Origin of the sequence: Nafulsella turpanensis ZLM-10 (assembly GCF_000346615.1) — a bacterium.
In the GTDB taxonomy this organism is placed as follows: domain Bacteria; phylum Bacteroidota; class Bacteroidia; order Cytophagales; family Cyclobacteriaceae; genus Nafulsella; species Nafulsella turpanensis.
Genome location: NZ_ANNU01000023.1, coordinates 36,269 through 59,307, shown reverse-complemented (window position 1 = coordinate 59,307; position 23,039 = coordinate 36,269). Strand labels below are relative to the sequence as shown.

General features: G+C 44.1%; 25 protein-coding genes. 11 read left to right on the top strand and 14 right to left on the bottom strand.

The features are described 5' to 3' along the window. The first annotated feature begins 12 nt into the window (after positions 1–12). Genes F752_RS0110435 through secG form a run of 4 tightly spaced genes read left to right on the top strand, consistent with a single transcriptional unit; the run spans position 13 to position 3,212 of the window. Positions 13–1,305: a sigma-54 interaction domain-containing protein gene (locus F752_RS0110435; protein WP_017731681.1), complete on the top strand. Its 1,293-nt coding sequence runs from the start codon at positions 13–15 to the stop codon at positions 1,303–1,305. Next, the gene (gene lptE, locus F752_RS0110430; RefSeq protein WP_017731680.1) at positions 1,289–1,882 is read left to right on the top strand and encodes an LPS assembly lipoprotein LptE; all 594 of its coding nucleotides are present in this window, start codon (positions 1,289–1,291) and stop codon (positions 1,880–1,882) included. The genes F752_RS0110435 and lptE overlap by 17 nt, the downstream gene beginning before the upstream one ends. A 41-nt stretch (positions 1,883–1,923) precedes the next feature. Continuing rightward, positions 1,924–2,808 carry a tetratricopeptide repeat protein gene (locus F752_RS0110425; RefSeq protein WP_017731679.1) on the top strand — a complete coding sequence of 295 codons (885 nt, stop codon included), beginning with the start codon at positions 1,924–1,926 and terminating at the stop codon, positions 2,806–2,808. Beyond that, on the top strand, positions 2,808–3,212 hold the full coding sequence (secG, locus tag F752_RS0110420; RefSeq protein ID WP_017731678.1) for a preprotein translocase subunit SecG: 405 nt from the start codon (positions 2,808–2,810) through the stop codon (positions 3,210–3,212). The genes F752_RS0110425 and secG overlap by 1 nt, the downstream gene beginning before the upstream one ends. A gap of 108 nt (positions 3,213–3,320) precedes the next feature. Here secG and F752_RS0110415 read toward each other — a convergent pair whose 3' ends face one another. Further along, positions 3,321–4,040, bottom strand: a complete 720-nt coding sequence (locus tag F752_RS0110415; protein WP_017731677.1) for a hypothetical protein — start codon at positions 4,038–4,040, stop codon at positions 3,321–3,323. 236 nt (positions 4,041–4,276) lie between these two features. On the opposite strand from F752_RS0110415, the gene F752_RS0110410 reads away from it, so the two are divergent. From F752_RS0110410 to F752_RS23880, 3 genes are all read left to right on the top strand, one after another. After that, the gene (locus F752_RS0110410) at positions 4,277–4,555 is read left to right on the top strand and encodes a co-chaperone GroES (RefSeq protein WP_017731676.1); all 279 of its coding nucleotides are present in this window, start codon (positions 4,277–4,279) and stop codon (positions 4,553–4,555) included. A gap of 55 nt (positions 4,556–4,610) precedes the next feature. After that, positions 4,611–6,254 carry a chaperonin GroEL gene (gene groL, locus F752_RS0110405; RefSeq protein WP_017731675.1) on the top strand — a complete coding sequence of 548 codons (1,644 nt, stop codon included), beginning with the start codon at positions 4,611–4,613 and terminating at the stop codon, positions 6,252–6,254. Between the two features lie 405 nt (positions 6,255–6,659). Beyond that, a complete protein-coding gene (locus tag F752_RS23880) occupies positions 6,660–6,908 on the top strand; it encodes a PLD nuclease N-terminal domain-containing protein (RefSeq protein ID WP_017731674.1) in 249 nt (82 codons plus the stop codon). Here F752_RS23880 and F752_RS0110395 read toward each other — a convergent pair. After that, a complete protein-coding gene (locus F752_RS0110395) occupies positions 6,905–7,297 on the bottom strand; it encodes a DUF1987 domain-containing protein (protein WP_017731673.1) in 393 nt (130 codons plus the stop codon). The two genes, F752_RS23880 and F752_RS0110395, sit on opposite strands and share 4 nt — an antisense overlap. A 261-nt stretch (positions 7,298–7,558) precedes the next feature. Continuing rightward, entirely contained in the window at positions 7,559–9,007 is a 1,449-nt protein-coding gene (locus F752_RS0110390; protein ID WP_017731672.1) for a peptide MFS transporter, read from the bottom strand. A 231-nt stretch (positions 9,008–9,238) separates the two neighbouring features. On the opposite strand from F752_RS0110390, the gene pckA reads away from it, so the two are divergent. Further along, positions 9,239–10,855, top strand: coding sequence for a phosphoenolpyruvate carboxykinase (ATP) (gene pckA, locus F752_RS0110385; RefSeq protein WP_017731671.1), 1,617 nt, complete (start codon positions 9,239–9,241; stop codon positions 10,853–10,855). Positions 10,856–10,978: 123 nt separating this feature from the next. On the opposite strand, the gene F752_RS0110380 is transcribed toward pckA, so the two are convergent. The 5 genes from F752_RS0110380 to F752_RS0110360 all read right to left on the bottom strand — a co-directional run bounded on the left by F752_RS0110380 (position 10,979) and on the right by F752_RS0110360 (position 15,109). Further along, the gene (locus F752_RS0110380; RefSeq protein ID WP_160164104.1) at positions 10,979–11,392 is read right to left on the bottom strand and encodes a lipocalin-like domain-containing protein; all 414 of its coding nucleotides are present in this window, start codon (positions 11,390–11,392) and stop codon (positions 10,979–10,981) included. A gap of 114 nt (positions 11,393–11,506) precedes the next feature. Next, entirely contained in the window at positions 11,507–12,400 is an 894-nt protein-coding gene (locus F752_RS0110375) for a DUF4382 domain-containing protein (protein ID WP_017731669.1), read from the bottom strand. Positions 12,401–12,468: 68 nt separating this feature from the next. Next, entirely contained in the window at positions 12,469–13,827 is a 1,359-nt protein-coding gene (locus tag F752_RS0110370) for a hypothetical protein (RefSeq protein ID WP_017731668.1), read from the bottom strand. Beyond that, complete coding sequence (locus tag F752_RS0110365) at positions 13,824–14,381, bottom strand: RNA polymerase sigma factor (RefSeq protein ID WP_026135654.1); 558 nt, start codon at positions 14,379–14,381, stop codon at positions 13,824–13,826. The genes F752_RS0110370 and F752_RS0110365 overlap by 4 nt, the downstream gene beginning before the upstream one ends. Positions 14,382–14,389: 8 nt before the next feature. Beyond that, complete coding sequence (locus F752_RS0110360; RefSeq protein WP_017731666.1) at positions 14,390–15,109, bottom strand: hypothetical protein; 720 nt, start codon at positions 15,107–15,109, stop codon at positions 14,390–14,392. A gap of 150 nt (positions 15,110–15,259) precedes the next feature. Between F752_RS0110360 and F752_RS0110355 the strand changes: the two genes are divergently transcribed. Further along, entirely contained in the window at positions 15,260–15,952 is a 693-nt protein-coding gene (locus tag F752_RS0110355; RefSeq protein WP_017731665.1) for a peptidoglycan DD-metalloendopeptidase family protein, read from the top strand. Between the two features lie 65 nt (positions 15,953–16,017). Here the strand turns inward: F752_RS0110355 and F752_RS0110350 are convergent, their stop codons facing one another. The 4 genes from F752_RS0110350 to F752_RS0110330 all read right to left on the bottom strand — a co-directional run bounded on the left by F752_RS0110350 (position 16,018) and on the right by F752_RS0110330 (position 19,973). Then, on the bottom strand, positions 16,018–17,307 hold the full coding sequence (locus tag F752_RS0110350) for a NupC/NupG family nucleoside CNT transporter (RefSeq protein ID WP_017731664.1): 1,290 nt from the start codon (positions 17,305–17,307) through the stop codon (positions 16,018–16,020). 307 nt (positions 17,308–17,614) lie between these two features. Then, a complete protein-coding gene (locus F752_RS0110340) occupies positions 17,615–18,208 on the bottom strand; it encodes a bifunctional nuclease family protein (protein WP_017731663.1) in 594 nt (197 codons plus the stop codon). A 13-nt stretch (positions 18,209–18,221) separates the two neighbouring features. Then, a complete protein-coding gene (locus tag F752_RS0110335) occupies positions 18,222–19,178 on the bottom strand; it encodes an electron transfer flavoprotein subunit alpha/FixB family protein (RefSeq protein WP_017731662.1) in 957 nt (318 codons plus the stop codon). Between the two features lie 57 nt (positions 19,179–19,235). Further along, on the bottom strand, positions 19,236–19,973 hold the full coding sequence (locus tag F752_RS0110330; RefSeq protein WP_017731661.1) for an electron transfer flavoprotein subunit beta/FixA family protein: 738 nt from the start codon (positions 19,971–19,973) through the stop codon (positions 19,236–19,238). A 94-nt stretch (positions 19,974–20,067) separates the two neighbouring features. On the opposite strand from F752_RS0110330, the gene F752_RS0110325 reads away from it, so the two are divergent. Continuing rightward, positions 20,068–20,391 carry a hypothetical protein gene (locus F752_RS0110325; RefSeq protein WP_017731660.1) on the top strand — a complete coding sequence of 108 codons (324 nt, stop codon included), beginning with the start codon at positions 20,068–20,070 and terminating at the stop codon, positions 20,389–20,391. A 45-nt stretch (positions 20,392–20,436) separates the two neighbouring features. Here the strand turns inward: F752_RS0110325 and F752_RS0110320 are convergent, their stop codons facing one another. Then, positions 20,437–21,432 (bottom strand): zinc-binding dehydrogenase, encoded by a 996-nt coding sequence (locus F752_RS0110320; protein WP_026135653.1) that lies wholly within the window; start codon positions 21,430–21,432, stop codon positions 20,437–20,439. A 355-nt stretch (positions 21,433–21,787) separates the two neighbouring features. Here F752_RS0110320 and F752_RS0110315 point away from each other — a divergent pair, with 355 nt between their 5' ends. After that, positions 21,788–22,327, top strand: a complete 540-nt coding sequence (locus F752_RS0110315) for a DUF6252 family protein (protein WP_152425100.1) — start codon at positions 21,788–21,790, stop codon at positions 22,325–22,327. A gap of 471 nt (positions 22,328–22,798) precedes the next feature. Here the strand turns inward: F752_RS0110315 and F752_RS0110310 are convergent, their stop codons facing one another. Continuing rightward, the gene (locus F752_RS0110310; RefSeq protein ID WP_017731656.1) at positions 22,799–23,035 is read right to left on the bottom strand and encodes a VF530 family protein; all 237 of its coding nucleotides are present in this window, start codon (positions 23,033–23,035) and stop codon (positions 22,799–22,801) included. Between the last annotated feature and the right edge of the window lie 4 nt (positions 23,036–23,039).

Here is a 23,039-nt window from a genome sequence, read left to right as displayed (position 1 = left end):
AGCATTTTTTAAGTGGAAGAAAAGGAAATATTAAGCATCAAACAGCGCTTTGGCATTATCGGAAATTCGCCACTGCTTAATCATGCCATAAAAATGGCTGCACAGGTGGCAGCCACGGACATGACTGTGCTGATTTCCGGCGAAAGTGGTGTAGGTAAGGAATCTTTCTCCAAGATCATCCACCACCTCAGTGCCCGAAAGCACGGACAGTTTATTGCCATTAATTGCGGGGCCATACCCGAAGGCACCATAGATTCAGAACTATTCGGCCATGAGAAGGGCTCTTTTACCGGCGCAAGCGATGCCCGTAAAGGTTATTTCGAAGTAACGGATGGAGGTACTATTTTCCTGGATGAAATAGGAGAAATGCCCCTCGGCACCCAGGCGCGCCTGTTAAGGGTGCTCGAAAATGGAGAATTTATCAGGGTAGGTTCTTCAAAGGTACAGAAAACGGATGTCCGGGTGGTAGCCGCCACAAATGTCCGTTTACTTGAAGCGGTGGAAAAAGGAAAGTTTCGCGAAGATCTTTATTACCGCCTTAGCACTGTTCCTATTTATGTACCCCCCCTGCGGGAACGGGGAGCCGATGTTGAGCTGCTCTTTCGGAAGTTTGCTTCCGACTTTGCCGAAAAATACCGCGTAAAACCCATTAAGCTGGATGATTCTGCTGTAGATCTTCTCCTAAGCTATCGATTTCCGGGTAATATCCGACAATTAAAGAATCTTGTAGAGCAAATTTCAGTTCTTGAAATGGACCGCGAAATTGATAGCCAAACCCTCCAATCCTACCTTCCTCAGGAAACCAATCTTACACCTACTCTTTACAAGACCAAGGGAAACAAACAGGATGATGGCCTCTCGGAAAGGGAAATTCTGTATAAGGTACTTTTCGATATGCGGCGGGATATTAATGAGCTCAAAAAGCTGGTTCATGATGTTCTCCAGAATGAAAACTACGGCAGCGATATAATAGAAGACCACCAGGAGCTGTTTCATAATATGAAAGTCCCTACTTCTTACGATGACCTCCACCAGGGAAACCTCAGGATTGACCATCCTTCAGGAGAGGAAAGAGAAAGGGAGGAACGGGAGCGGGAGCGCTATGAACTGGCGAAAGTCGAAGACATTTCTCATGAAACGGAAGAAACAGATGAAGAGTCTCTTTCACTGGAAAAAAAGGAAAAAGAAATGATCATCCGGGCCCTTCAAAAGAATAATAACAAACGGAAATATGCCGCCCGGGACCTCGGGATATCAGAAAGAACACTTTACAGGAAAATCAAACAGTATGAAATCAGTGAATAATGGCGCCGGCCTACTGGGCCCCGCCCATTCCGGGAGGAGCCTCCTGAAAACAAAGAAGGCAGCCATCCCTCTCCTTGCTATGCTTTTTCTGGCAGTTCTCCTGCAAGCCTGTGGCGCCTATTCATTTACAGGGGCAACCTTACCACCTACTATTAAAACCATTTCAATACAGCCGTTTTATAACGATACCGGAAATGGTCCGCCCAACCTGAGCCAGAACTTTACTGAACGACTTCGAGACTATTTCCAGAGTAACACTGATTTAGCCCTTGTTGAAGCCGACGGTGACCTGCAGCTGGATGGAAGTATTGTTGGCTGGCAGCTCAACCCGGTGGCACCTACCGCCTCGGGGAATAACCAGCCCGATCGGGCAGGACTTCAGCGACTGTCCATTACTGTCGCGGTTAATTTCATCAATACCCAGGAGGAAGAGCAAAGCTTCGAAAGAAACTTCTCTTTCCATGCGGATTATGACCCCCAACAAACAGATTTTGCTGCAGAAGAGCAAAGGTTGATTGATGAAATTTCTGAAACCATTATTTTCGATATATTCAACAACACGGTAGCCAACTGGTAAAAATTTTGTATATTTAAGGAGCACCTTTCAACCTCTGAACAGTGAACAAGAGCCATTTCATTGAATTTGTAGAAAACCCCGCCAAGCTAAAGGCGCGAGATGCTGACATACTGGCTGAACTAGCAAGGAATTACCCCTACTCCTCTCTTGTACACATCCTGCAGGCCAAAGCCCTTCAGCAAACCGACAAAGCCAGGACTAGCCTTGCAACTGCCGCATTGTATATTCCGGACCGGTCAGTTTTGAAAATGGTAATGGAAAACACTCTTGTTCAGCCGAAAAATGAAGCAGCACTGACCACTCCTCCTTACCCGGAAGAAGGTGAGCATAAACCAGTAAAGGTACCTGTTGCCATTATTACTAAAGAATCTACTGCAGAAAAACCAGTAGCAGAATCCAGTGTGGTTCCTGAAATCCCGGAAAGAGCAGGGGTTTTAGAAGAACTTCAGGAAAACCTTCGGAAGCTCAGGGAACAAAGAGAAAAGTTTACACACCAGGACGAGGTGTCAGGCGAGGCCAGCATACAGGAAACAGGCTCCGCTGCCGATGATACGCACATCAGGAAAAAAGTTCATCAGCCACTTCCGGAACGCCTGCAGGAAATCATCGAGAACCGCGAGGAACAGGAAATTGATGATCCTAAGCGAAAAGAGCAAATCAACCTGATTGACAGCTTTATTCAAAACAGCTCCGCCATAGCCCGAAAGTACCGGTCGATGGATGACCAAAAGCAGGCGCAAGATGACCTTACCAGCCATTATAGTTTAACTCCGCACGACCTGGCCACCGAAAATCTTGCCCAGATAATGGTGCGGCAGGGGAAAACAGAAAAGGCCATTGATATTTATGAGAAATTAATTTTGAAATATCCGCAAAAAAAGGCTTATTTTGCATCTTGTATTGAAAAGTTAAAAACCTCCTTATAATGAATTTAATCGTTATTCTTATTGTAATTATTGCGCTTTTATTGATGCTGGTCATTCTTGCCCAAAACTCAAAAGGCGGCGGGTTATCCTCCCAGTTTGGAGGTTCTGGTACCAGCCAGTTAATGGGTGTTAAGCGCACCGGAGACCTGTTAGAGAAAATTACCTGGGGCCTGGCCATTGCCATGTTAGCCCTTACCCTTTCGACCAGCTTCTTTATCGATGGAACCAGAGAAGGTGGCATTGTTAGCCCGAACATTCAGCGGGCACAGGAGCAGCAAACAGTAGTTCCCGGCCTTGGCGGCCAAGAGCTTGAAGAAGGAGCTTTAGAGGGAGAGCCTGTTGAAGAAGAAGGTGCACTTGATACCGGCGTAGAACTGGATGAGCCTGTAGAGGAAGAAGAATAAGCTATAGCAGATTATAGAAATATTGAGCCCTCTGTTATCAGAGGGCTTTTTTTTTGATGACAGGTTAAGGCCCAGAGGGCTTTACCAGCATATTCCCACTATCCATCCTTATGCAGCATGCTGCGATAGCTGACGAACCAATCTTCGTTTGGCAATAGGAATAAGAGTTTCCTGGTAAGGACAAAGAATGTCGGCATCCAAAAGGTAGGTAGCAGGATTGGGCAGTTCAGGAAAGCGGCGAACGAGTTCCATTTTCATATGCTCAAAAGTGTAACCAATGCGCCTGCGAACGCTATCGAGGAAATGCAGGTGGAGAGCCCGGTAATTTTCTTCTGCACTTGCAAATACCGTTAGCTCGTATCTGAATATCTGTGTCTCTACATTCAGCCTTTCCTGTATAAGCAGGTATCCTTCTTTAGCATACAATGGAAAAACCCCTACAGGTGTAAGAGAAACTTTTGATTCCACAAATTCATAAACCTCCTTTCCTTCCTCCAGCGCTGCCTTCATCTGCGGAATAGAGAATGACAGTATGTCATTAATCTCCTGCATAAGTGGCTCATCGTCCACCAAACTTTCATAAATCAGCTCAAGCTTTTGCATATCTGCCTTGCTGAGTTTTTTAGGGAAAGCGCCCTTCAGTAATTTACCCTTCTCCCTGATAGAAAGCATGTTTTTATAGTGGAAAACAACATCTGACAGAAATGGATACAAACGCTGTTCATGGAACTGTTTCTTTACTTCCTGTAAATAAGCCAGCAGGAGGTATTTTTTGTACTCAAAATCGATATGTCCCTGTGTCAGCCAGTCATGCGGTAATTCTTTCATAATAAATCAATTAAATCTATTACAGAATATATGAAATAAAGTTGACAGAGCAATCCTGCCCTATTGTCAGCCACCTTGTCATAGATGTATGGAAAAAGGGATCTTTTTCAGAAAAAATGACTGATAAAAGACCGATTCAACTGATTATACGGATTTGGCACAGGAAATGCTGTATAGCTATCAGCATTTTTATTAGACATTTTTATAAACTACAATAATTTAAACTCAGAAAAGAGATGTCAAACGTTAACATTAAACCCCTTGCAGACAGAGTGCTGGTAGAACCTGCTGCTGCAGAAGAAAAAACTGCTTCTGGTATCATTATCCCTGATACGGCAAAAGAAAAACCACAGCGCGGAACCATCGTTGCCGTAGGTAATGGTAAAAAAGACGAGCCTTTAACCGTAAAGGCTGGCGACACCGTGCTGTATGGCAAATATGCCGGAACAGAAATTTCCGTTGAAGGTAAGGATTATCTGATCATGCGTGAGTCAGATATTTTTGCAATCATCTAATACTCATCTCTTATTTTTATTCATCTTTTTCAGAAACAAATAAAATTACAATACCATGGCAAAAGAAATAAAGTTCGATCTGGAAGCCAGAGACAGACTTAAAAAAGGTGTTGACACCCTGGCAAATGCAGTAAAGGTTACCTTAGGACCTAAAGGCCGGAATGTTATCATCGACAAGAAATTCGGTGCTCCAACTGTAACCAAAGATGGTGTATCTGTAGCAAAAGAAATTGAGCTGAGCGACGCCGTTGAAAACATGGGTGCCCAGCTGGTAAAAGAGGTAGCCTCTAAAACTGCCGACGATGCAGGTGACGGTACCACTACCGCAACCGTTCTTACCCAGGCCATCTTTCAGCATGGCATCAAAAACGTAGCGGCAGGCGCCAATCCAATGGACCTGAAGCGCGGTATCGATAAAGCGGTTACAGCCGTGGTTGAGCACCTGAAAAAACAGAGCAAAACCATCAGCAGCTCTAACGAAATTGCCCAGGTAGGTACCATTTCTGCCAATAACGATCGCGAGATTGGCCAGATGATTGCCGATGCAATGGACAAAGTAGGTAAAGACGGGGTAATTACCGTAGAGGAAGCAAAAGGTACCGAAACTGAAGTAAAAACAGTGGAAGGTATGCAGTTCGACCGCGGTTATCTTTCTCCATACTTCGTAACCAACCCGGAGAAAATGATTGCTGAAATGGACAATCCATATATTCTGATCTACGACAAGAAGATCAGCAGCATGAAGGAACTCCTTCCTGTATTGGAGCAGGTGGCTCAAACAGGCAAACCGCTGGTTATTATCTCTGAAGATGTAGACGGCGAAGCACTTGCTACCCTTGTTGTAAACAAAATTCGTGGTGCCTTAAAAATTGCTGCCGTTAAGGCTCCTGGCTTTGGCGACCGCCGTAAAGCAATGCTCGAAGATATCGCCATCCTTACAGGTGGTACAGTAATCTCTGAAGAGCGTGGATATAAGCTGGAAAGCGCAACCCTTGACTATTTAGGTACTGCCGAAAAAGTGACTATCGATAAGGATAACACTACTATTGTAAACGGTGCCGGTAGCGAAGAGGATATTAAAGCCCGCGTAAACCAAATTAAAGCCCAGGTAGAGTCTACCACTTCTGATTACGACAAAGAAAAGCTGCAGGAGCGTCTTGCCAAGCTTTCTGGCGGTGTGGCTATCCTTTACATTGGTGCTGCCACTGAAGTGGAAATGAAAGAGAAAAAAGACCGCGTTGATGACGCCCTCCATGCAACCCGCGCTGCGGTACAGGAAGGTGTAGTAGCTGGTGGTGGTATTGCCCTCATCCGCGCTATCGACGCTCTTGAAAATGTGCAGACAGAAAACGAAGACCAGCTGACTGGTGTAAATATTATCCGTCTGGCGCTGGAATCTCCGCTTCGTACCATCGTTTCGAATGCTGGTGGCGAAGGCTCTATCGTTATTCAGAAAGTACGCGAAGGAAAAGAAGATTATGGATACAATGCCCGTGAAGACAAATATGAAAACATGTTTGCTGCCGGTGTAATTGACCCAACAAAGGTAACTCGCTTAGCCCTTGAAAATGCAGCATCTATTGCAGGACTGTTGCTCACTACCGAATGTGTAGTGGCTGACGAACCTGAAGAAGACAAAGGCCATGCGCACGGAGGCGGAATGCCAGGCGGTATGGGCGGTATGGGCGGCATGATGTAGTATCATCCAGACCCTGTTATAATTAACTTTAAAGGAGCTCTTCAGATTCAGGAGGGCTCCTTTTTTTTATCGAAAGGATGATAAAGAAGCTCTACTCCTGTTAGTTGGATTTTATTTTAGCAGATTAATTTCTTTGGCACCTTTTCATTCAGGAAGAATCCTTATCAAGTCATTTCCTTAAGAAAACCTAAAGCAATACCCCCACCTGCCAGGCTTAAGACTGGATTGAAGTTATTCCACCAGGTGAGCTCTTTTCTTAAAGGAAGAATGAGTAGAATTGTTGTGCTTACCTTTTCGTAGAGATAAGACTCTATAGAGGAGGAGAGGTAGCTCCTTCTGTAGAGCAAACACTTTTTTTTAACATTTTAGGACTATCCTAGTTGGATTATCTAAACAGATGAAACTATGATACTACTGCAAGATGATTTTTCGTGGCTGCTAGAGTTGGGCTTTGTTGCCATCATTATCGGAATTGTTCTCCTGCTTATCTGGATATGGGCCATCATAGATATACTTAAGAGGCCTATGAATGGTTTGATGAAATTAATCTGGATAGCCCTGGTGATATTTTTGCCCTTTTTAGGGGTACTCCTTTACCTGTTTTTTGGCAGGGCTACCAATAACACCCCACCCACACGAAATAATCGTTATTAATTATCCGTTTCTCCGTCTACCACAATCATTTCCAGGGGCAGGCGGGTAATTTCTTTAAAGTCGAGGCCGGAATCCTGCATATCTTCATCTTCTGGTTCATAGAACCATTTTACGTGGATATAAGTGCCCTGCTGGTACATTCGTTCTAGCCTTCGGAAAATATCTACCAGACATTTTGAGGAGCTGGTGTTAAAATACTCAAGCTTCACGATGAGGGTAATATGCTCCACCGGATGGGTAATGTACTGGTCAAGCCAGTCCAGCACCGGCCGGTAAAATTCAATTGAGTTTTCAGGAATAGAACGACCAGAAATTTCAAACAGGCCGCTTTCTCCGTTAAAACTCAGCTTTGGTGTTTTAGGGGTACCTTCCAGAAAAAATCGATCCATTTAAGCAGTTCTGTATTTTTGACTAATTTCATCGAATCTCATAGCCTATGCTACACTCTATAAGATGAGGGTACTAAATATTGTATATTTCCTGAAAATATAAAAGCAATAGAACATATTCTTCACTTAAAACAGCATTATTAAAGCTACCTTCTCCCTTCCTGCCCAAATGTTTTTATTTTTCCTACCGGATATATACTAAAAGAATAAAAAAATAGCGGCCCTAAGAGAGTCGCTATTTTTCATTTTTATTTTCTTAGCTTAAGATGCTTCTGCCTGTAGTAACTGGCCTGTCTGAGCTCCTTTTTCCTCCTCATGGTTATCTTCAGCTCCATGGGTAAGTTTATTGATTTTCCGCGTAAGCAACATCAAAATAATACCTAACACAATGGTAAAACCAGCGATGTAAGAGAACACCTCCAGTTCTCCGAGCGTCTGCGCCCACACTCCTATCCAGCCGGCAACATAGTTACCCATGCCAGTGGCAGCAAAATATAAACCCATCATCGAAGCAACAATTCTTTTTGGTGCTACCTTGGTAATAAAAGAAAGGGAAACCGGCGATAGTGCTAACTCACCAATAGTATGGAAGAGATAAGCTAAAACAAGCCATTGTAAAGAAGAAAGATTTTCAGGGGAAGCATTTCTTTCCAGAGAGGCAAATACCATAAAAATAAAACCAACTCCTAAAATAGAAGTACCTAAACCCATTTTAAAAATAGAAGGAGGATTTTTACCTCTCCTGGCCAAAGCCAGCCAGATGGCAGCTACCACCCCACCAAGGGTCAGAATAAAGAAGGCATTTAAGCCCTGTAACCAGGCAGCAGGTACTTCCCAGCCCATTACCCAGCGGTCCGTATACTCCAGCGCATAGAGGTTCATTAAACCACCAGCCTGCTCGAAAGCTGCCCAGAAGACAATTACAATAATGAAGGAAATTATAATGGCAATTATCCGATCCCACTCATTTTTACTGAAGCCCATAAAACCATTCGCTGGTTTTGCTTCTTCTTTGGTAAAAATTTTATCCTCTTCCTTAATTTTATTGTCATCCAGCTCACCTATTCCTTTCAAATACCGCTGTCCCCAAATAAATACAATCTGGCCCAGTATCATGCCAAAGCCGGCAAGGCTAAAACCATAGTGCCAGCCATACTCTTCTCCAACATAACCTACTATAAGAGAGGCCAATAAAGCACCGGCATTAATACCCATGTAAAAAATAGTAAAACCTGAGTCGCGGCGACTGTCCCCTTCCCGGTATAAACCGCCCACCATGGTGGAGATATTAGGCTTAAGCAAGCCTGTACCTATTACAATTAAACAGAGCGCGGTATAAAATGCCCATATTGGCGGGTAAGCCATCAGCAGGTGACCTGCCACAAGGGTAAAACCTCCAATAATTACCGCCTTCTTCTGTCCAAATACTTTATCGGCCAGTATACCACCAGGAATGGACATGAAATAGACCATAGCCGTATATATACCATACAGCTTTAAAGCTTCAACATTAGTCCAGCCATAACCACCTTTTGTTTCAGATACAAGAAATAAAACCAGGATGCCGCGCATACCATAATAGCTAAAGCGCTCCCACATTTCTGTAAAAAACAGAACCATCAAACCTTTAGGGTGACCGAACAAGGTTTCCCGCGGCTCTATAAAAGCTGGCGCATGACCACCTGAAATTTTATTTTTTAGATCAGACATAAATAAGTTATTCTATCAAAATTGATAACAAAATTTTAAAAAACGGTTAAATCTACAATCGTAATTCTGTTTTAGCAAATTTTACGCCTTTATGTCGGCAGGCTAATATAGCATTTTCTAAACACTTATGCCCAAATTTTATTTAATGACTATATAAGGTAAAAGTTTCCTATTATATTTGTGCAAACGTTTGAAATTAATTTTTTAATATATACTTCACATAAAAAGCATATGCAAGAATTCGGACTTAAACCCAATCAGAACGGTTTAGAAAAAGCAGGTATTTCCCGTGCCAAAGAAGTTCACTGGAATTTAACTCCAGCCGAACTTGTAGAAGAGGCCCTTTCTAATAAAGAAGGGGTACTGACGGATACAGGTGCCTTAATGTGCGATACAGGTGAGTTTACCGGTCGTTCACCAAAAGACCGCTTCATCGTAAAAGACAGCAAGACTGCCGATACGGTTTGGTGGGGCGATATTAATATCCCCTTCTCTGAAGAGAATTTTGATTTTCTTCATAAAAAGATGACAGATTTTCTGGCAGATAAAAAACTGTATGTTCGCGATGCCTATGCAGGTGCCCTTGCCGAACATCGCCTGGATCTGCGGGTAATTAATACCCAGGCCTGGCAAAATCTGTTTTGCCACAATATGTTCCTGCGCCCGGAAAGAGAAGCGCTGGAAAATTTTAACCCTACCTTTACCATCATTTGTGCTCCGGAATTCAAAGCCGATCCGGCTGTGGATGGGACTCGTCAGGAAAACTTTGCTATCCTAAACCTGAGCAAGAAAATCATCCTGATTGGGGGTACTGCCTATGCAGGTGAAATGAAGAAAGGTATCTTCTCTGTATTAAATTACCTCCTCCCTCAGGACAAGGGAATTCTCTCCATGCACTGCTCAGCCAATATTGGAGCTGAGGGCGATACTGCCGTTTTCTTCGGCCTTTCCGGTACTGGTAAAACCACACTTTCCGCAGATCCAGACCGTGAACTGATTGGAGACGATGAGCATGGCTGGACGGACAAGGCAGTGTTCAATTTCGAAGGCGGATGCTATGCTAAAACCATCGATATTACCCGTGAAAATGAGCCCCAGATTTGGGATGCCATTAAGTGGGGAGCTATTGTGGAGAACACCCGCTTTTTCCCCGGTACCCGTACGGTTGATTACACCAATACCAGCGTAACCCAGAATACCCGTACAGCTTACCCTATCTATCATATAGACAATGCGGTAGAACCTTCTGTAGGCGGGGTGCCTAAAAATATTTTCTTCCTTACCTGTGATGCTTATGGGGTATTACCTCCTATTTCAAAATTAAGTAAAGGTCAGGCCATGTACCACTTTATTTCTGGTTACACGGCAAAGGTAGCCGGAACAGAAGCAGGGGTAACCGAACCACAGACAGCTTTCTCTGCCTGCTTTGGTGCCCCTTTCCTTCCTTTACACCCAACCCAGTATGCCGAAATGCTGGGTAAGAAAATGGATGAGAACAAGGTAAATGTATGGCTGGTTAACACTGGCTGGAGTGGTGGCGCCTATGGTGATGGCAGTCGCATTAAACTGAAGTTTACCCGCGCCATGATTACAGCTGCTTTAAAAGGCCAGCTGGAAGGGGCCGATTTTGAAAAACATCCTGTATTTGGAGTGGCAATGCCTACCTCCTGCCCAGGTGTGCCTTCAGAAATCCTGAACCCCCGCAATACCTGGAAAGACAAAGAAGCCTATGATGCCAAAGCCGCAAAGCTGGCACAGTCCTTTAATAAGAATTTTGAGAAGTTCTCCGATTATGCAAATGAGGAAATTATGGCCGGAGCTCCAAAAGCGGCCAGTGTAGGAGTGTAAAGCTCCTGTCAGAGTTCTGATAAAAAATCAAAGCCTTCCGGAAATTCCGGAAGGCTTTTTTAACGATAGAGAGAAAGTTTCATCAGGATTTTAGTTGCACAAAACCCAGCCTTTTTTCATGCTCTAATCGTCTAACTTTAAGAGTTTTAACTGAACATTATTGCTACTTAGCTGCATCTCATTACGGCCAAGGTGGCTAATAGTAAATTGCTGCACTTCCTCAGCCGAATCATATTTTATTTGAAGCGTATTATTCTTTATCTGCCAGTTCCCTGTCTGATCAATCACCTGGTCTTTAAAAACCACGAAGCCTCCTTTATTAAGAAACTGCCAGCTTAAGCCACTATATACCCCATCCAAACCATCTTTACTTTCCGCATCAATTGCCTCTGCGATAACCCAATGGTGCATGATTTTCTCTTCCATTGAATTGAATATACCTAATCCTGCCTCTGCCCTTCCATTATCAAGGACAGAAATAAACCCCAGAAAAAGGAAAGCTCCCAGCGCCACATGAAAGAAGTTAAATGATTTCATAGCATCTTCTTTATGGTTTCGTAAGGAAGACGAACGCCAGTGGCAAATGGTTGGAAAAAGAAAAAGCGCCGGAGAAAATTCCCCGACGCCTTCCATCATCATCACAATTTAAAATTATAAAGTAATATCTACTGTTACTACTTTTTCACTCTCTACCAGCAATAGCTCCTCCGATACATATACCACCTCTTCAAAGAGGTCATTTGCATATGCAGCAATTACAAGCTGGTATTCACCTGCGGCTAAAAAGTGGAGCTCAAAGCTTTTTGTATCGCTCGCTATAACTGTACTGCTCACTGCAGTAGGGAAACGAGCTTCTCCCTCAGCAGGCTCCGCTGCTTCTGCCTCTGTGTAAGCATCTTTTTCGTAGGCATACACAACATATCTCTTTCCTTCTTCCAGTTCACCTACAGTGCCACTAATTGTGCCTGCCTGCTCATTTACCACCAACCTGATGGTTGGCTTCAGTAGGTATTTACCGCTTGCGCCTGCCTCTACAACAGATTTTCGCACATCGAAATCTGCCGTAATAAAAACTGTTCCGTTTACAGGTACACTAAAAGTGCCTTTGGCTTTATACCCGCTTTGGGTTCCGCTAGGTACAAAGAGCGGCACCTGACGCCCATCTGTAAATTCCAGATAAGTGGCAGGATTGTTAACGGAACCACCATTCTCAGCGGCATCTAATATAAAACGAAGTCCATCGTAATTCCCTGCTTCAACAGAAAAGTCGCCTAACAGAGCTGTTTCTCCATTTGTCAGGTCCAGCAGGTTTACTTTGTAGGGCTCTCCAAAATTTTCCAGCGGCTGCCAGCTTTCTCCTTCGGCTCTGTATTCCACACCAGTAATGGTAACATATACCCCTGCAATATCTTCTGCATCGGTAGGTGCATCGGTAAGACTCAGGCTAAGGGTACCCTGCGACTCATTATCATCTGAACAGGAAAAAAGAATGGAACTGCTGATGAGCGCAGCGGTTAATGCTGAAAGTATTCTTCCTTTTATCATGAATTTAATAGTTGGTTTGATGGAAAGACGTATTACTGCTACACATAGTTGGAACGTTCAGGAAAATTTTATTTCCCGATGAGATACTTCAACGACAGGTTAAAATCCAGTGAAGCATTTCTGGTTCTACGGAAACTTGCCGGAATGGCACTAGTGCCGGAATATGCATTAAGCACATCCAGACGAGCACGTACTCCATATGAAACGGCCAAATTTTCCAGAACATACCAATTATAACCATAGCCAAACTGAACACCGAAGTGTACGCGGCTAAATTCCTCCGTCCGGTCTACAGTTCCGGTAAAAGCATATTCTTTTGCCTCCTGTAGCAGCCCGCCGTAAATCCCGGCCTGATAGTATGCAAAAAGTGGATGGCGGCCATAGCCCACTCTGCGGCCCTGCTGCAGGGCCGTTATACCAAGGCTCCTGTACAGGAGCTTATTTTCTACCTTGCCGTAAGTACCATTCCGGTATTCCTTATACTGCTGTCCACCCCAGTCGTAAAGGTAAACATCTGCCTGTAGCATCATCTGGTCATTTATCCGGAAACCGTACAAAAGGAATAAGTCAGTGTATACGGCAGGTACTGCCGTGGTTAGGGACTCCCGCTCCAGGGCCTCACGGGTTTTGTCATTCATGAACCAGGATATTTTGGCTGCAGCCCCCATTCCGACTGTCATTTTTGGAAGAACAGCCTTATCCGTAGGGACTTCCTGTCCCACTTCTTCAACTAAATTTATAGCTGCTGTTACTTTTTCGGGTACACTTAAATCCTGGTCCTTTCTGGCTGCCATTGGTACCTCTGCCGCAATTTTCACATCCTGAAGCTCCTTCTGCATTAGGTTGGCCTTATCTGAAGCAATTGAACTGGCCTCCTGCTCAGGCTCAGCTACCTTGCCACCGTCAATGATAGCTTTCTTTCCAGAAGCAGAAGGTTCCTTCACAAAAATCTCAGCTTCTGAAGCTGCACTTCTCTTTTTCGTCTGGATGGGGTAAGAATTACTTTTTTCTGCCGTTTTTCGGGTTGCTGGCTGGGCTGTAACATTCGGTTCCTGATCAACAATGGGCTCTCCGGCCGCCTCTTCTGCACTTCCCACCGGGCTCTCTTCTAAAAAAGAATGTTGGTTTTGCAGATGAGCAATTTCAGGCTCCTGCGCCCATAAAGAAAATAAAAGTAAAGGAATGGCTGCAAGGGCTGAAAGGCCATAACTTATTCTTTCGAAGAACTGCAGGTTTTCATAACGGTAGAGGCGCTGATCAACCTTCTCCCATACACTTTCCACATCAAGTTCCTCTCCAATATTCTCCCAGGCATCTTCCACATCGAGGGTTTCGGCAATTTGCTGCCACGCTTCCATTGGAGGCTCCTGCGGGTTGTTCAGGACCTTATCGCGCAGCCAATCGATAAACTGATCTTGCTTTTTCATGCCACACCTCCTTGTAAACCACTTAAATAAGTTTTAATAAGACCGCGGGCCCTGCTGAACTGCGATTTAGAGGTGCCTTCACTAATATTCAGCTGCTTTGCAATTTCTTTATGAGAATACCCTTCAATAGCATAAAGGTTGAAAATCATGCGGGCACCATCCGGCAGGCGGTCGAGGTAGTAGAGAATTTCATCGACATTGATCTTTTTATTGACAGCATCATCAGAGGTTTCCTCACTGTGCTGCTCTTCCAGTTCAATAAACCTGTCGAGCTTTTTATTTTGCCGAAAGTAATCAATGGCGGTATTGGTCATGATACGCCTTACCCAGCCTTCGAGAGAATTGTCGGGATTAAAGGTATTAATTTTAGTAAAAACCTTCACAAAGCCATCCTGCAGTATATCCTGCGCCACTTCTTTATCACGGGCATAAGCCTGGCAGATAGCATACATTTTCTTGGCATACCTCCTGTAAAGTAGCTCCTGGTACTTCCGTTCTTTACGAAGGCAGCCTTTCAGTAGCTCCTCATCTGTCAATTCTTTTGGTGATGGCATGAAGCTTCTTATTCGAAGGTTAAATCTGAGGCCTTTTCGATTCGGCTGCTCAGCAAACTAAAAATGTGCTCGTTGCTGTTTTCTGAAATAAGGATGGTAGGTTCACCTTCCACTTCAATTAAATTAGCACTTTGTAGCATTCGGCCATTGACCTGCTGGAGCCAGTAAGAGGGATTGAATCTTATTTTTGCACTGGTATTTCTCCCGTTACTGATTGAAACCACCTCTTCAGCTCCTGTTACAGGTAAACTATACTCAAAGGTATCATCGAAGTTATAAACAAAAATAAACGGAATTTGCTCTTCCCGGGAATTAGTATAATATCCGTTTAAAATAAGAGAAGCATCCTCATTGAAGGGTTTATCATCATCCTCTTCCTTTTCATCATCCACTTCTGCTTTCTTTATATGTAGTGCCATGGAAATCCGCTGGTATACTCCCTGCGGCATATCAAAAGCAAATACAGCTGAGGGCCTGCCTGCCTGCAGGTCAGCTTCCAGTCCATCTTCAAATTCTTTACTGAAAAAGTAATCCTCCCCACTCTCCCTGTATCCTTCAAACTCCAGTCCTGACAAAAGATAGCGGCCCCCTTCCACATTTAACGTATTTTTCTCACTGATACGGGCAGTTACCACCTCTTCCTGTTCGATTAACATCTGCAGGTTAACTTCTACCGGTTTAGTTAGTTCATCTTTACTACAGGCAGTCAGGAGTAGTAATAATGTCATTAATAAACATAAAGGCTGCTTCATCATGTTTGAATATTGGATACTTCTGCCGAAAAGACGAAGTCTAAGCTATAATGGTTGGAATTGAAAAACAAGCATACGTAAGGCTTCGCAATTTTTATTAGATTTACCGACTGAATTTTACAAAACATGAAAAATCAAACGGTTAGTTTATCCTCCCTCCTCCGGAAACATCAAAGAGAATTCTCAGCTGTGCTGGACTGGCCGGAAAAGCGGGAGCAGGTAATACACCTCGACCTTTCTTCCTCTAACCAAGAATTGCAGGAGGTTAATTTGAAAGATACCCAAGCGTTTCAAAATTTTATTAACAGGAGCATTGAAGCGGAGGGTGGCAAAATGGGCATAGGCGGTTATCTTGAGAACAGGGCCATTTATCGAAGAAGTGATGTTTTTGGCGGAAGTGAAGACAGGAGCATTCACCTCGGCATTGATATATGGGCGCCTGCTTTTTCCACTGTTTATGCCCCTCTGGAAGCCCGGGTCCACAGTCTGCAGGATAATGATGCTTTCGGGGATTACGGTCCGACTATAATTTTACTTCATGAACTTGAAGGTATGCGCTTTTTCACCCTATACGGGCACCTAAGCCGGGCCTCCATCAAAAGTCTTTCTGCTGGTCAAAAGGTTGAAAAAGGAAGTGCGTTTACAGAGTTAGGACCTTTCCCGGAAAACGGTGACTGGCCATCTCACCTGCACTTCCAGCTAATTCTGGATTTGGGTGGAAATTCCGGCGACTTTCCGGGTGTTGCAGCACCTTCGGAGCTTGAAAAGTATAAAAGGCTCTGCCCGGACCCTCAATTGCTGCTTAAATTACCTGATTAATAAAAAAGCGAAGCCGGTTTAATCCAGCTTCGCTTCATTATTCCAATGAACATTTAACAATTTTTTTAAATCATCATCGCACCGGCAATGGTGGCGGTCATCATACAGGCAATGGTAGCAGCCAAAAGGGCCCACATCCCCAGCTTACTCAATTCCCCCTGCTGGTTAGGTGCCATACCTCCAATGCCGCCAATCTGAATAGCAATAGAGCTGAAATTAGAGAAGCCACAAAGGGCATAAGTAGCAATGATGATGGACTTCTCACTCAATACCTCTGCAGCCTTCATATCTGCCAGGCTCAGGTAGGCCACAAATTCGTTAATAACCGTTTTCTGTCCCAGGAGACTTCCCACTTTCAAGGTTTGTTCCCACTCCACACCCATTATAAATGCAAATATCCTGAAAATCTGGCCCAATAGGTATTCAAGCGAAAGTCCTTCAAAAGCTCCCTCAGTGCTGCCTGCAATAAGTGCATTTAGGTTAAGAAGGTCGCCGATTTCCAATAACAGATAATTAAGCGCTGCAATTACAGCGATAAAAGCCAGCAGCATTCCACCTACATTAAGAGCGAGTTTAAGGCCTTCGGCCGCTCCAGCCGAAAGGGCATCGATAAGGTTAACTCCCAGTGTTTCGGTATTGACCTTAAGCTCAGTATCAATTTGCTCTGGCTGGGTTTCCGGTATTAAAATCTTAGAAATTACGATGGCAGCAGGAGCATTCATAATGCTGGCACTCAGCAAATAAGTAGCAAAACGGGTCTGTTGTTCAATGCTATCTCCGCCGAGGAAAGCAACATATCCGGCTAACACTCCTCCGGCAATGGTAGCCATACCTCCCGTCATCAAACACATTAACTCAGAGCGGGTCATGTTGGGGACAAACGGCCTTACCAGTAGCGGTGCTTCCGTTTGGCCCAGGAATATATTACCGGCGGCAGAAAGGCTTTCAGAACCTGAAAGGCGCATGGTTCGCGCCATTATCCACGCAATACCAAATACTACTTTCTGTAAGATACCCAGGTAATAAAGACCCGCCGTTACAGTAGAGAAAAAGATGATAGTGGGTAAAACTTTAAAGGCAAAAATAAAACCCCAGCTTCCGGAAGGGTCTACCAGGCTACCAAAGAGAAAGCGGGCGCCTTCTTCGCTAAAATTCAGAAAAATTACAAAAGCTTCGCTAACTGCAGAAAAGGCTTCGGCAACGAAACCGACCTGGGTAATTAACAGACCGAAAATTACCTGGAGGGAAATACCTATTGCCACCAGGCGCCAATCAATTGCTTTTTTATTTCGGGAAAAAAGGAAGGCAACTCCAATAAAGGCAAGAATACCAATGAACGCTCTTATATAATCCACTATGTTCTTAAGTTTGCGGCCTTAAAATTAGAATTATCTGAGAGAATAAAAAAATTATTATTGTGCCCGGGCCTTCAGCAAAGCAAAAGGCGAAGCCGGGTTAGGGAAGAGGATTAACCTGCCCCATCCTTTACCTCCTCCAGGTTTACCATCACAGATGGTTAAAAGGAAGGAAACATTCAGATGCTAAGAAAGGGGGTATTCTTTATGGAACAGTAGCCGCTTTCCATCTATTTTTCAGGAAGAAAAAAGGAGCCATTACCTGTCTGGCAATGGCTCCTTTCATTTTATTTAAGTCGGGAGAAAATTAGTTTCTGCGGTTTAATTCATCGCGGATTTTGGCAGCCTTTTCATAATCTTCTTTGGCAAGGGCTTCATCCAGCATTTTATTCAGCTTATCGTTTGAAACATCCTTCAGCTGTTCCCGCTCGGGCTTTTGTTTCTTTTGTGCTTCTCTTTTTGGTTTTACTTCTTCCTCTTCCTCCGTTTCGTCGGTGAGAACAATGCCGGCTTCGGCCAAAACGGTTTCGTAGGTAAAAATAGGCACATTAAAGCGCAGGCCAATGGCTATGGCATCGGAAGGACGGGCATCCACCTCCACCTGTTTCACTCCATTTGAGCATACCACCTTGGCAAAGAAAACCCCTTCTTTTAAATCCGATATCACAATTTCTTCCACTTCAAAGTCGAAGCTTTGGGCAAAGGATTTAAAGAGGTCGTGGGTCATTGGCCGGTTTGGGATAATTTTTTCTATTTCAATGGCAATGGCCTGTGCCTCAAACATACCAATAATTATTGGCAGGCGGCGCTTCCCATTGCTTTCACCCAACACCAGTGCAAATGAACCTGACTGTGACTGACTGGAGGATAGACCCAGAATATCTAGTTTTATTTTCTCCACTTTCCGATTTTTATTATTTGGCGGCTCTTAAGGCCTCATTTAATTTTGGAACTACCTCAAAAGCATCGCCAACAATACCATAATCGGCTGCTTTGAAGAACGGAGCATCTTCGTCTTTATTAATTACGACAATTACTTTGCTGGAGTTGACCCCGGCAAGGTGCTGGATAGCTCCTGAAATTCCGACTGCAATATACAGTGTTGGGCTGACTTTTACACCTGTTTGGCCCACGTGTTCGTGGTGGGGGCGCCATCCCATATCTGAAACCGGCTTGCTGCAGCCTGTAGCCGCCCCTAAAGTTTTAGCCAGGTCTTCAATCATGCCCCAGTTTTCCGGTCCTTTCAGGCCTCTTCCTCCTGAAACCACAATATCGGCTTCCGGCAATAATACATCACCTTCCTGCTTTTCAATATTTTTAATTTGTACGCCAAAGTCTGCATCGCTCAACTGGGCATCAAAGGTTTCAATGGTAGCACTGCTTCCACTTTCATTCAGCTCAACGGCATTTTTCCTGATCCCGATAATTTTTACATCGGAAGTCATCTCTACATTGGCAAAGGCTTTGCCTGTATAGATGCTACGGGTAACCTTAAAGCCTCCATTGGTATCGGGCAAACCAGTTACATTCGAAACAAAGCTGCCATTGATTTTAATGGCTACACGCGCAGCTACCGGGTCGCCTAAGGCAGATTTTGCCAGCACAACAAACCTGGCGCCTGTTTTTTCAATGGCCTGTGCCAATACGCTTGAATAAGCCTGTATGATCCCATTGTTCAGGCGCTCATCGTTTACATGCAGCACCTTTGCAGCACCAAAATTTCCTGCTTTTTCCAGCTCTGCCTGGTCAATCTGGCCAAGGAAGAGAGCTGTAACATCGCCCTGATTCATGGCAGCGCCATAAGCTATGGCCTCCAGTGATGATTTTTTGATGGCCCCGTCGGCACTTTCTATAAATACTAAAACTGACATATATAAAAATTTCTTAGGTACACGATAAAATAATAAGTAAGAGAGTCTGACAGAAGATTAGATTACTTTCGCTTCATTTTTAAGCAGGCGAACCAGTTCATCCACATTATCTTTGTCGATCATTTTAACCTCGCCTTTAGGGGCAGGGAGCTCATAATTGTCAAGCTTTGTTTTGGTTTCGGCCTGTGCAGGCTCTCTTACCTCCAGCTTTTTAGTCCGGGCCGACATAATACCGCGCATGTTCGGTATTTTCCATTCGGCAATTGGTTCCTGGCAACCGGCCACAAATGGCAGGTTTAGCTCAAGTGTTTCTTTACCACCTTCAATTTCGCGGGAAAGGGTGGCCTTTCCACCATCAATATCCAGCTTCATAACCGGCGATACAGAAGGGAGGCCCAGCATTTCAGCTACCATTCCGTGCACCATACCACCATTAAAGTCGATGGATTCGCGCCCCATCAGGATAAGATCGTAATTTCCTTCTTTTGCTACCGCGGCAATTTGCTGTGCTACAAAATAGGAATCGGTTGGGAAAGCATTGATGCGGATGGCATCATCGGCACCAATGGCCAAGGCTTTACGGATGGTAGGTTCAGTATCAGCTTCACCAACATTAAGAACGGTTACAGTGCCTCCGCTGGCTTCTTTCAACTCAACGGCACGGGCGAGGGCATAATCATCATAAGGGCCAATGATAAACTGTACGCCTGCTGAATTTAGTTTGGTGTTATTATCCGAAAAAGAGATTTTGGAAGTAGTATCCGGTACGTGAGTAATACAAACAAGTATCTTCATAAACTAAAAATTATTAATGAATGCTAAAATATAACCTTAAATTTGACCCGAAGTTACGGATTTACAGAAAAAATCAAAATAGAACAAAAATGTTATGCATGCAGAACGAATCAGTCAGTTGAAGAAATTTTTAGAAGATGATCCGAATGATCCATTTCTCCTGTACGCCCTTGCTACGGAATATGTAAAAGAAGCTCCACAAACCGCCTTAACTTATTTTGAGCAGCTCCTGCTGGAGCATCCGGATTACGTCCCAACTTATTACCATGCTGCCGCCCTTTACACAGATTTAGACCTTCAGGATAAGGCGGAGGAAGTCTACAAAACCGGTATTATTAAAGCTCGACAGGCTGGGGATTCTCATGCCTTACGGGAGCTGCAAACCGCCTACACCAACTGGCAGTTCGAGAATGATTAATGGGCAGTAAGCTTTGTTTTCTTTTTCCTCCACCGAACGATACAACTAAATCAGCACTACCAGCTTCCCGAACTGCCTTCCCTCCTTCATGGCATCGAAAGCCTCCATTATACTATCAAACGGCAGCGGCTCCTCCATGATGGGCTCTAGTTGATGGTTTTCAACAAAGCGGATCATCTCCTGGAACTCTTCATCATTTCCCATGGTAGAGCCCTGCAAACGAATCTGTTGCCAGAACATTTTATGCAGAGGAATATTGGCCGGAACGCCTAAAGTAGCTCCATAATACACCAGCCGCCCTGCAGGTCGCAAAGTATCGATCAGCTGAACCATTGGATTTCCTCCGGCGCTGTCGATAATAAGATCAAAGCCCCCCTCAGCCGCCTTTTTAGCTGCTTTATGCCACCCTTCTTCTTTGTAATTAAAACCTCCTTTAGCACCCAATTTTACGGCATAATCAATTTTTTCCTGACTCCCGGAGGTTACCCATACTTCTGCACCAGCAGCCATGGCAAACTGAAAAGCAAACTGAGCAACGCCTCCGCCTACACCACTTATCAGCACCTTCTCCCCTGCCTTTAGCTCCCCTTTTGTGAATACAGCCCGGAAAGCAGTTAAGCCGCCAAGGGGAAGCGCCGCGGCCTGGGCTGTGCTCAGGTGGGCCGGCTTATCAGCCAGGCGATCCACTGAAACGCATATATATTCAGCAAAAGTGCCGTCGACCGGCATACCCAGTATTTTATAGTCTGCCGACTGTACCGCAGGATTACCACCCCAGCCCACATTGGGGTTAATAATTACCTCACGTCCTACCCATGGTTCACCCTCAGGGCTACCAGCCCTGATGACCTGACCAGCTCCATCTGAACCAAGCGTTACCCCTTCCTGAATGCCAGGATATTTCCCTTCGCGTATCCATTGATCGCGATGATTGAGCCCTGCTGATTTTAGGTGCACCAGTACCTCTCCTCTTTTGGGTTCAGGCTGCGGTTTATCTATAACGGAAATTTGGCCGGGACTGGCTAAGACAAGTGCTTTCATATTAAAAAGGTTAAAGCGCAAAAATGAAAAATAGCAATAGCTGGTCGCAAAGGTACAAATTATTGGGGGTTAGGCAAGAAAGGATGGAAGGGCAAAATGTGAAGAAGAAACTCCTACAGCTGAGCTGGTGCGCGTTTGTAAGGTGTACCTTCTCAGTTATTTAGCATCCGTTGTAAAAGCACGCCAGTGGGTCCTACTTGAATGTCATTTATTAAACTGAGCGATAACTGGTTCCTTCTACGCTAAACACGCGTAATTAGGGGAAAGAATAATTAAAACAGTAAATTAAATAATAAATTATAGATTTTGTTTAAGAAATGGTATACTAAAGATATCACTACCAAACACATGAGCTATGCTACTTTCCAAACTAAAGCTTCTTCCACTTATGGTACTTCTATTTCTTCTTATCTCCTGCGAAACAGAGGAAGTTATGCCTGAATATTCTGAAAGTGGGGAGGATATTTTTGCAGCCTATGTTAATGGAGAACTGTGGCTCCCAAAGGGTAGACCCCACCTGTTTTCGACCAACCTGAGGGTAAGTTATAACATTGATGAAAGATATGGTGGTGGTGTTTTGTTTATTAAGGCCTATAGAGTTACAGATACGCAGGACGAAAGCATTTTTCTCTCTATGAGCGGGGTTAATAGTGAAGGGGTTTACAGTTTAGATGATCCAGAAACCGGGATGATTACATTCCAGGATGAGGATTGCTACTATGGGGATGGGAAGGGATATTCAGATGATGTTCCTGCTTACCGAGAAGGAACTCTGGAAATTACTAAACTTGATACAATCAACAGGATAATTTCCGGAAGATTTAATACTACGCTGACCAAATTAGGTTGTGATACTATACGAATTAATAATGGGATATTTGATTTTAAACTTTAAAAACTCGGCTAAACACCATTTTCCTTTAAATATTGGTCTGGGATAGTTCTCTTCCTACCTCACGGGCACCTCCCAGAATCTTCTGACCCTGCTTTTCAAAAATTTCTTTTGGCCAGTTACACACTGACTTAAAAAGTTTAATAAATACTCACCTTTTTTAATAGGGCTGCTGCATTAATGACAGAATAAAGATCAAAGAAAGAGGGAAGATACCCCTTAAAGAGAAAATTCTCCAAGATATTTCTTTTTGGCCGGTTGCCCAATATAAAAATTGACAGATTATATTGTTAGCCTTTAACTCTTCTAGGCTTTCAGCAGTAGTATAAGCTTAATATCCATCAGCCTTACTAATTACGGAGATAAGGAGTGGAAAAACTTTCATTATTCCCCTCTGCCGCCAGTTTAGCGGAGCCTTCGGGGCGCCCTGGGATAACCTGTGGTTTATCCCTAGCTATACATAATAAAATGGCTTCACTCACCGGGCTCCCGACTCACCACTTCCAGATATAAATCCTCAACTTTTTTGCGGGCCCAGGGAGTTTTGCGCAGGAATTTAAGGCTGCTCTTGATGCTGGGTTCATGATTGAAGCTGTTGATATTGATAATCAGCCCAAGCTGCTTCCAGCCGAAATGCGCTACCAGATGATTAAGAATCATTTCCAGCGTTTTTCCATGGAGGGGGTTATTAGGCTGCTCCTCTTTCTTCATGATA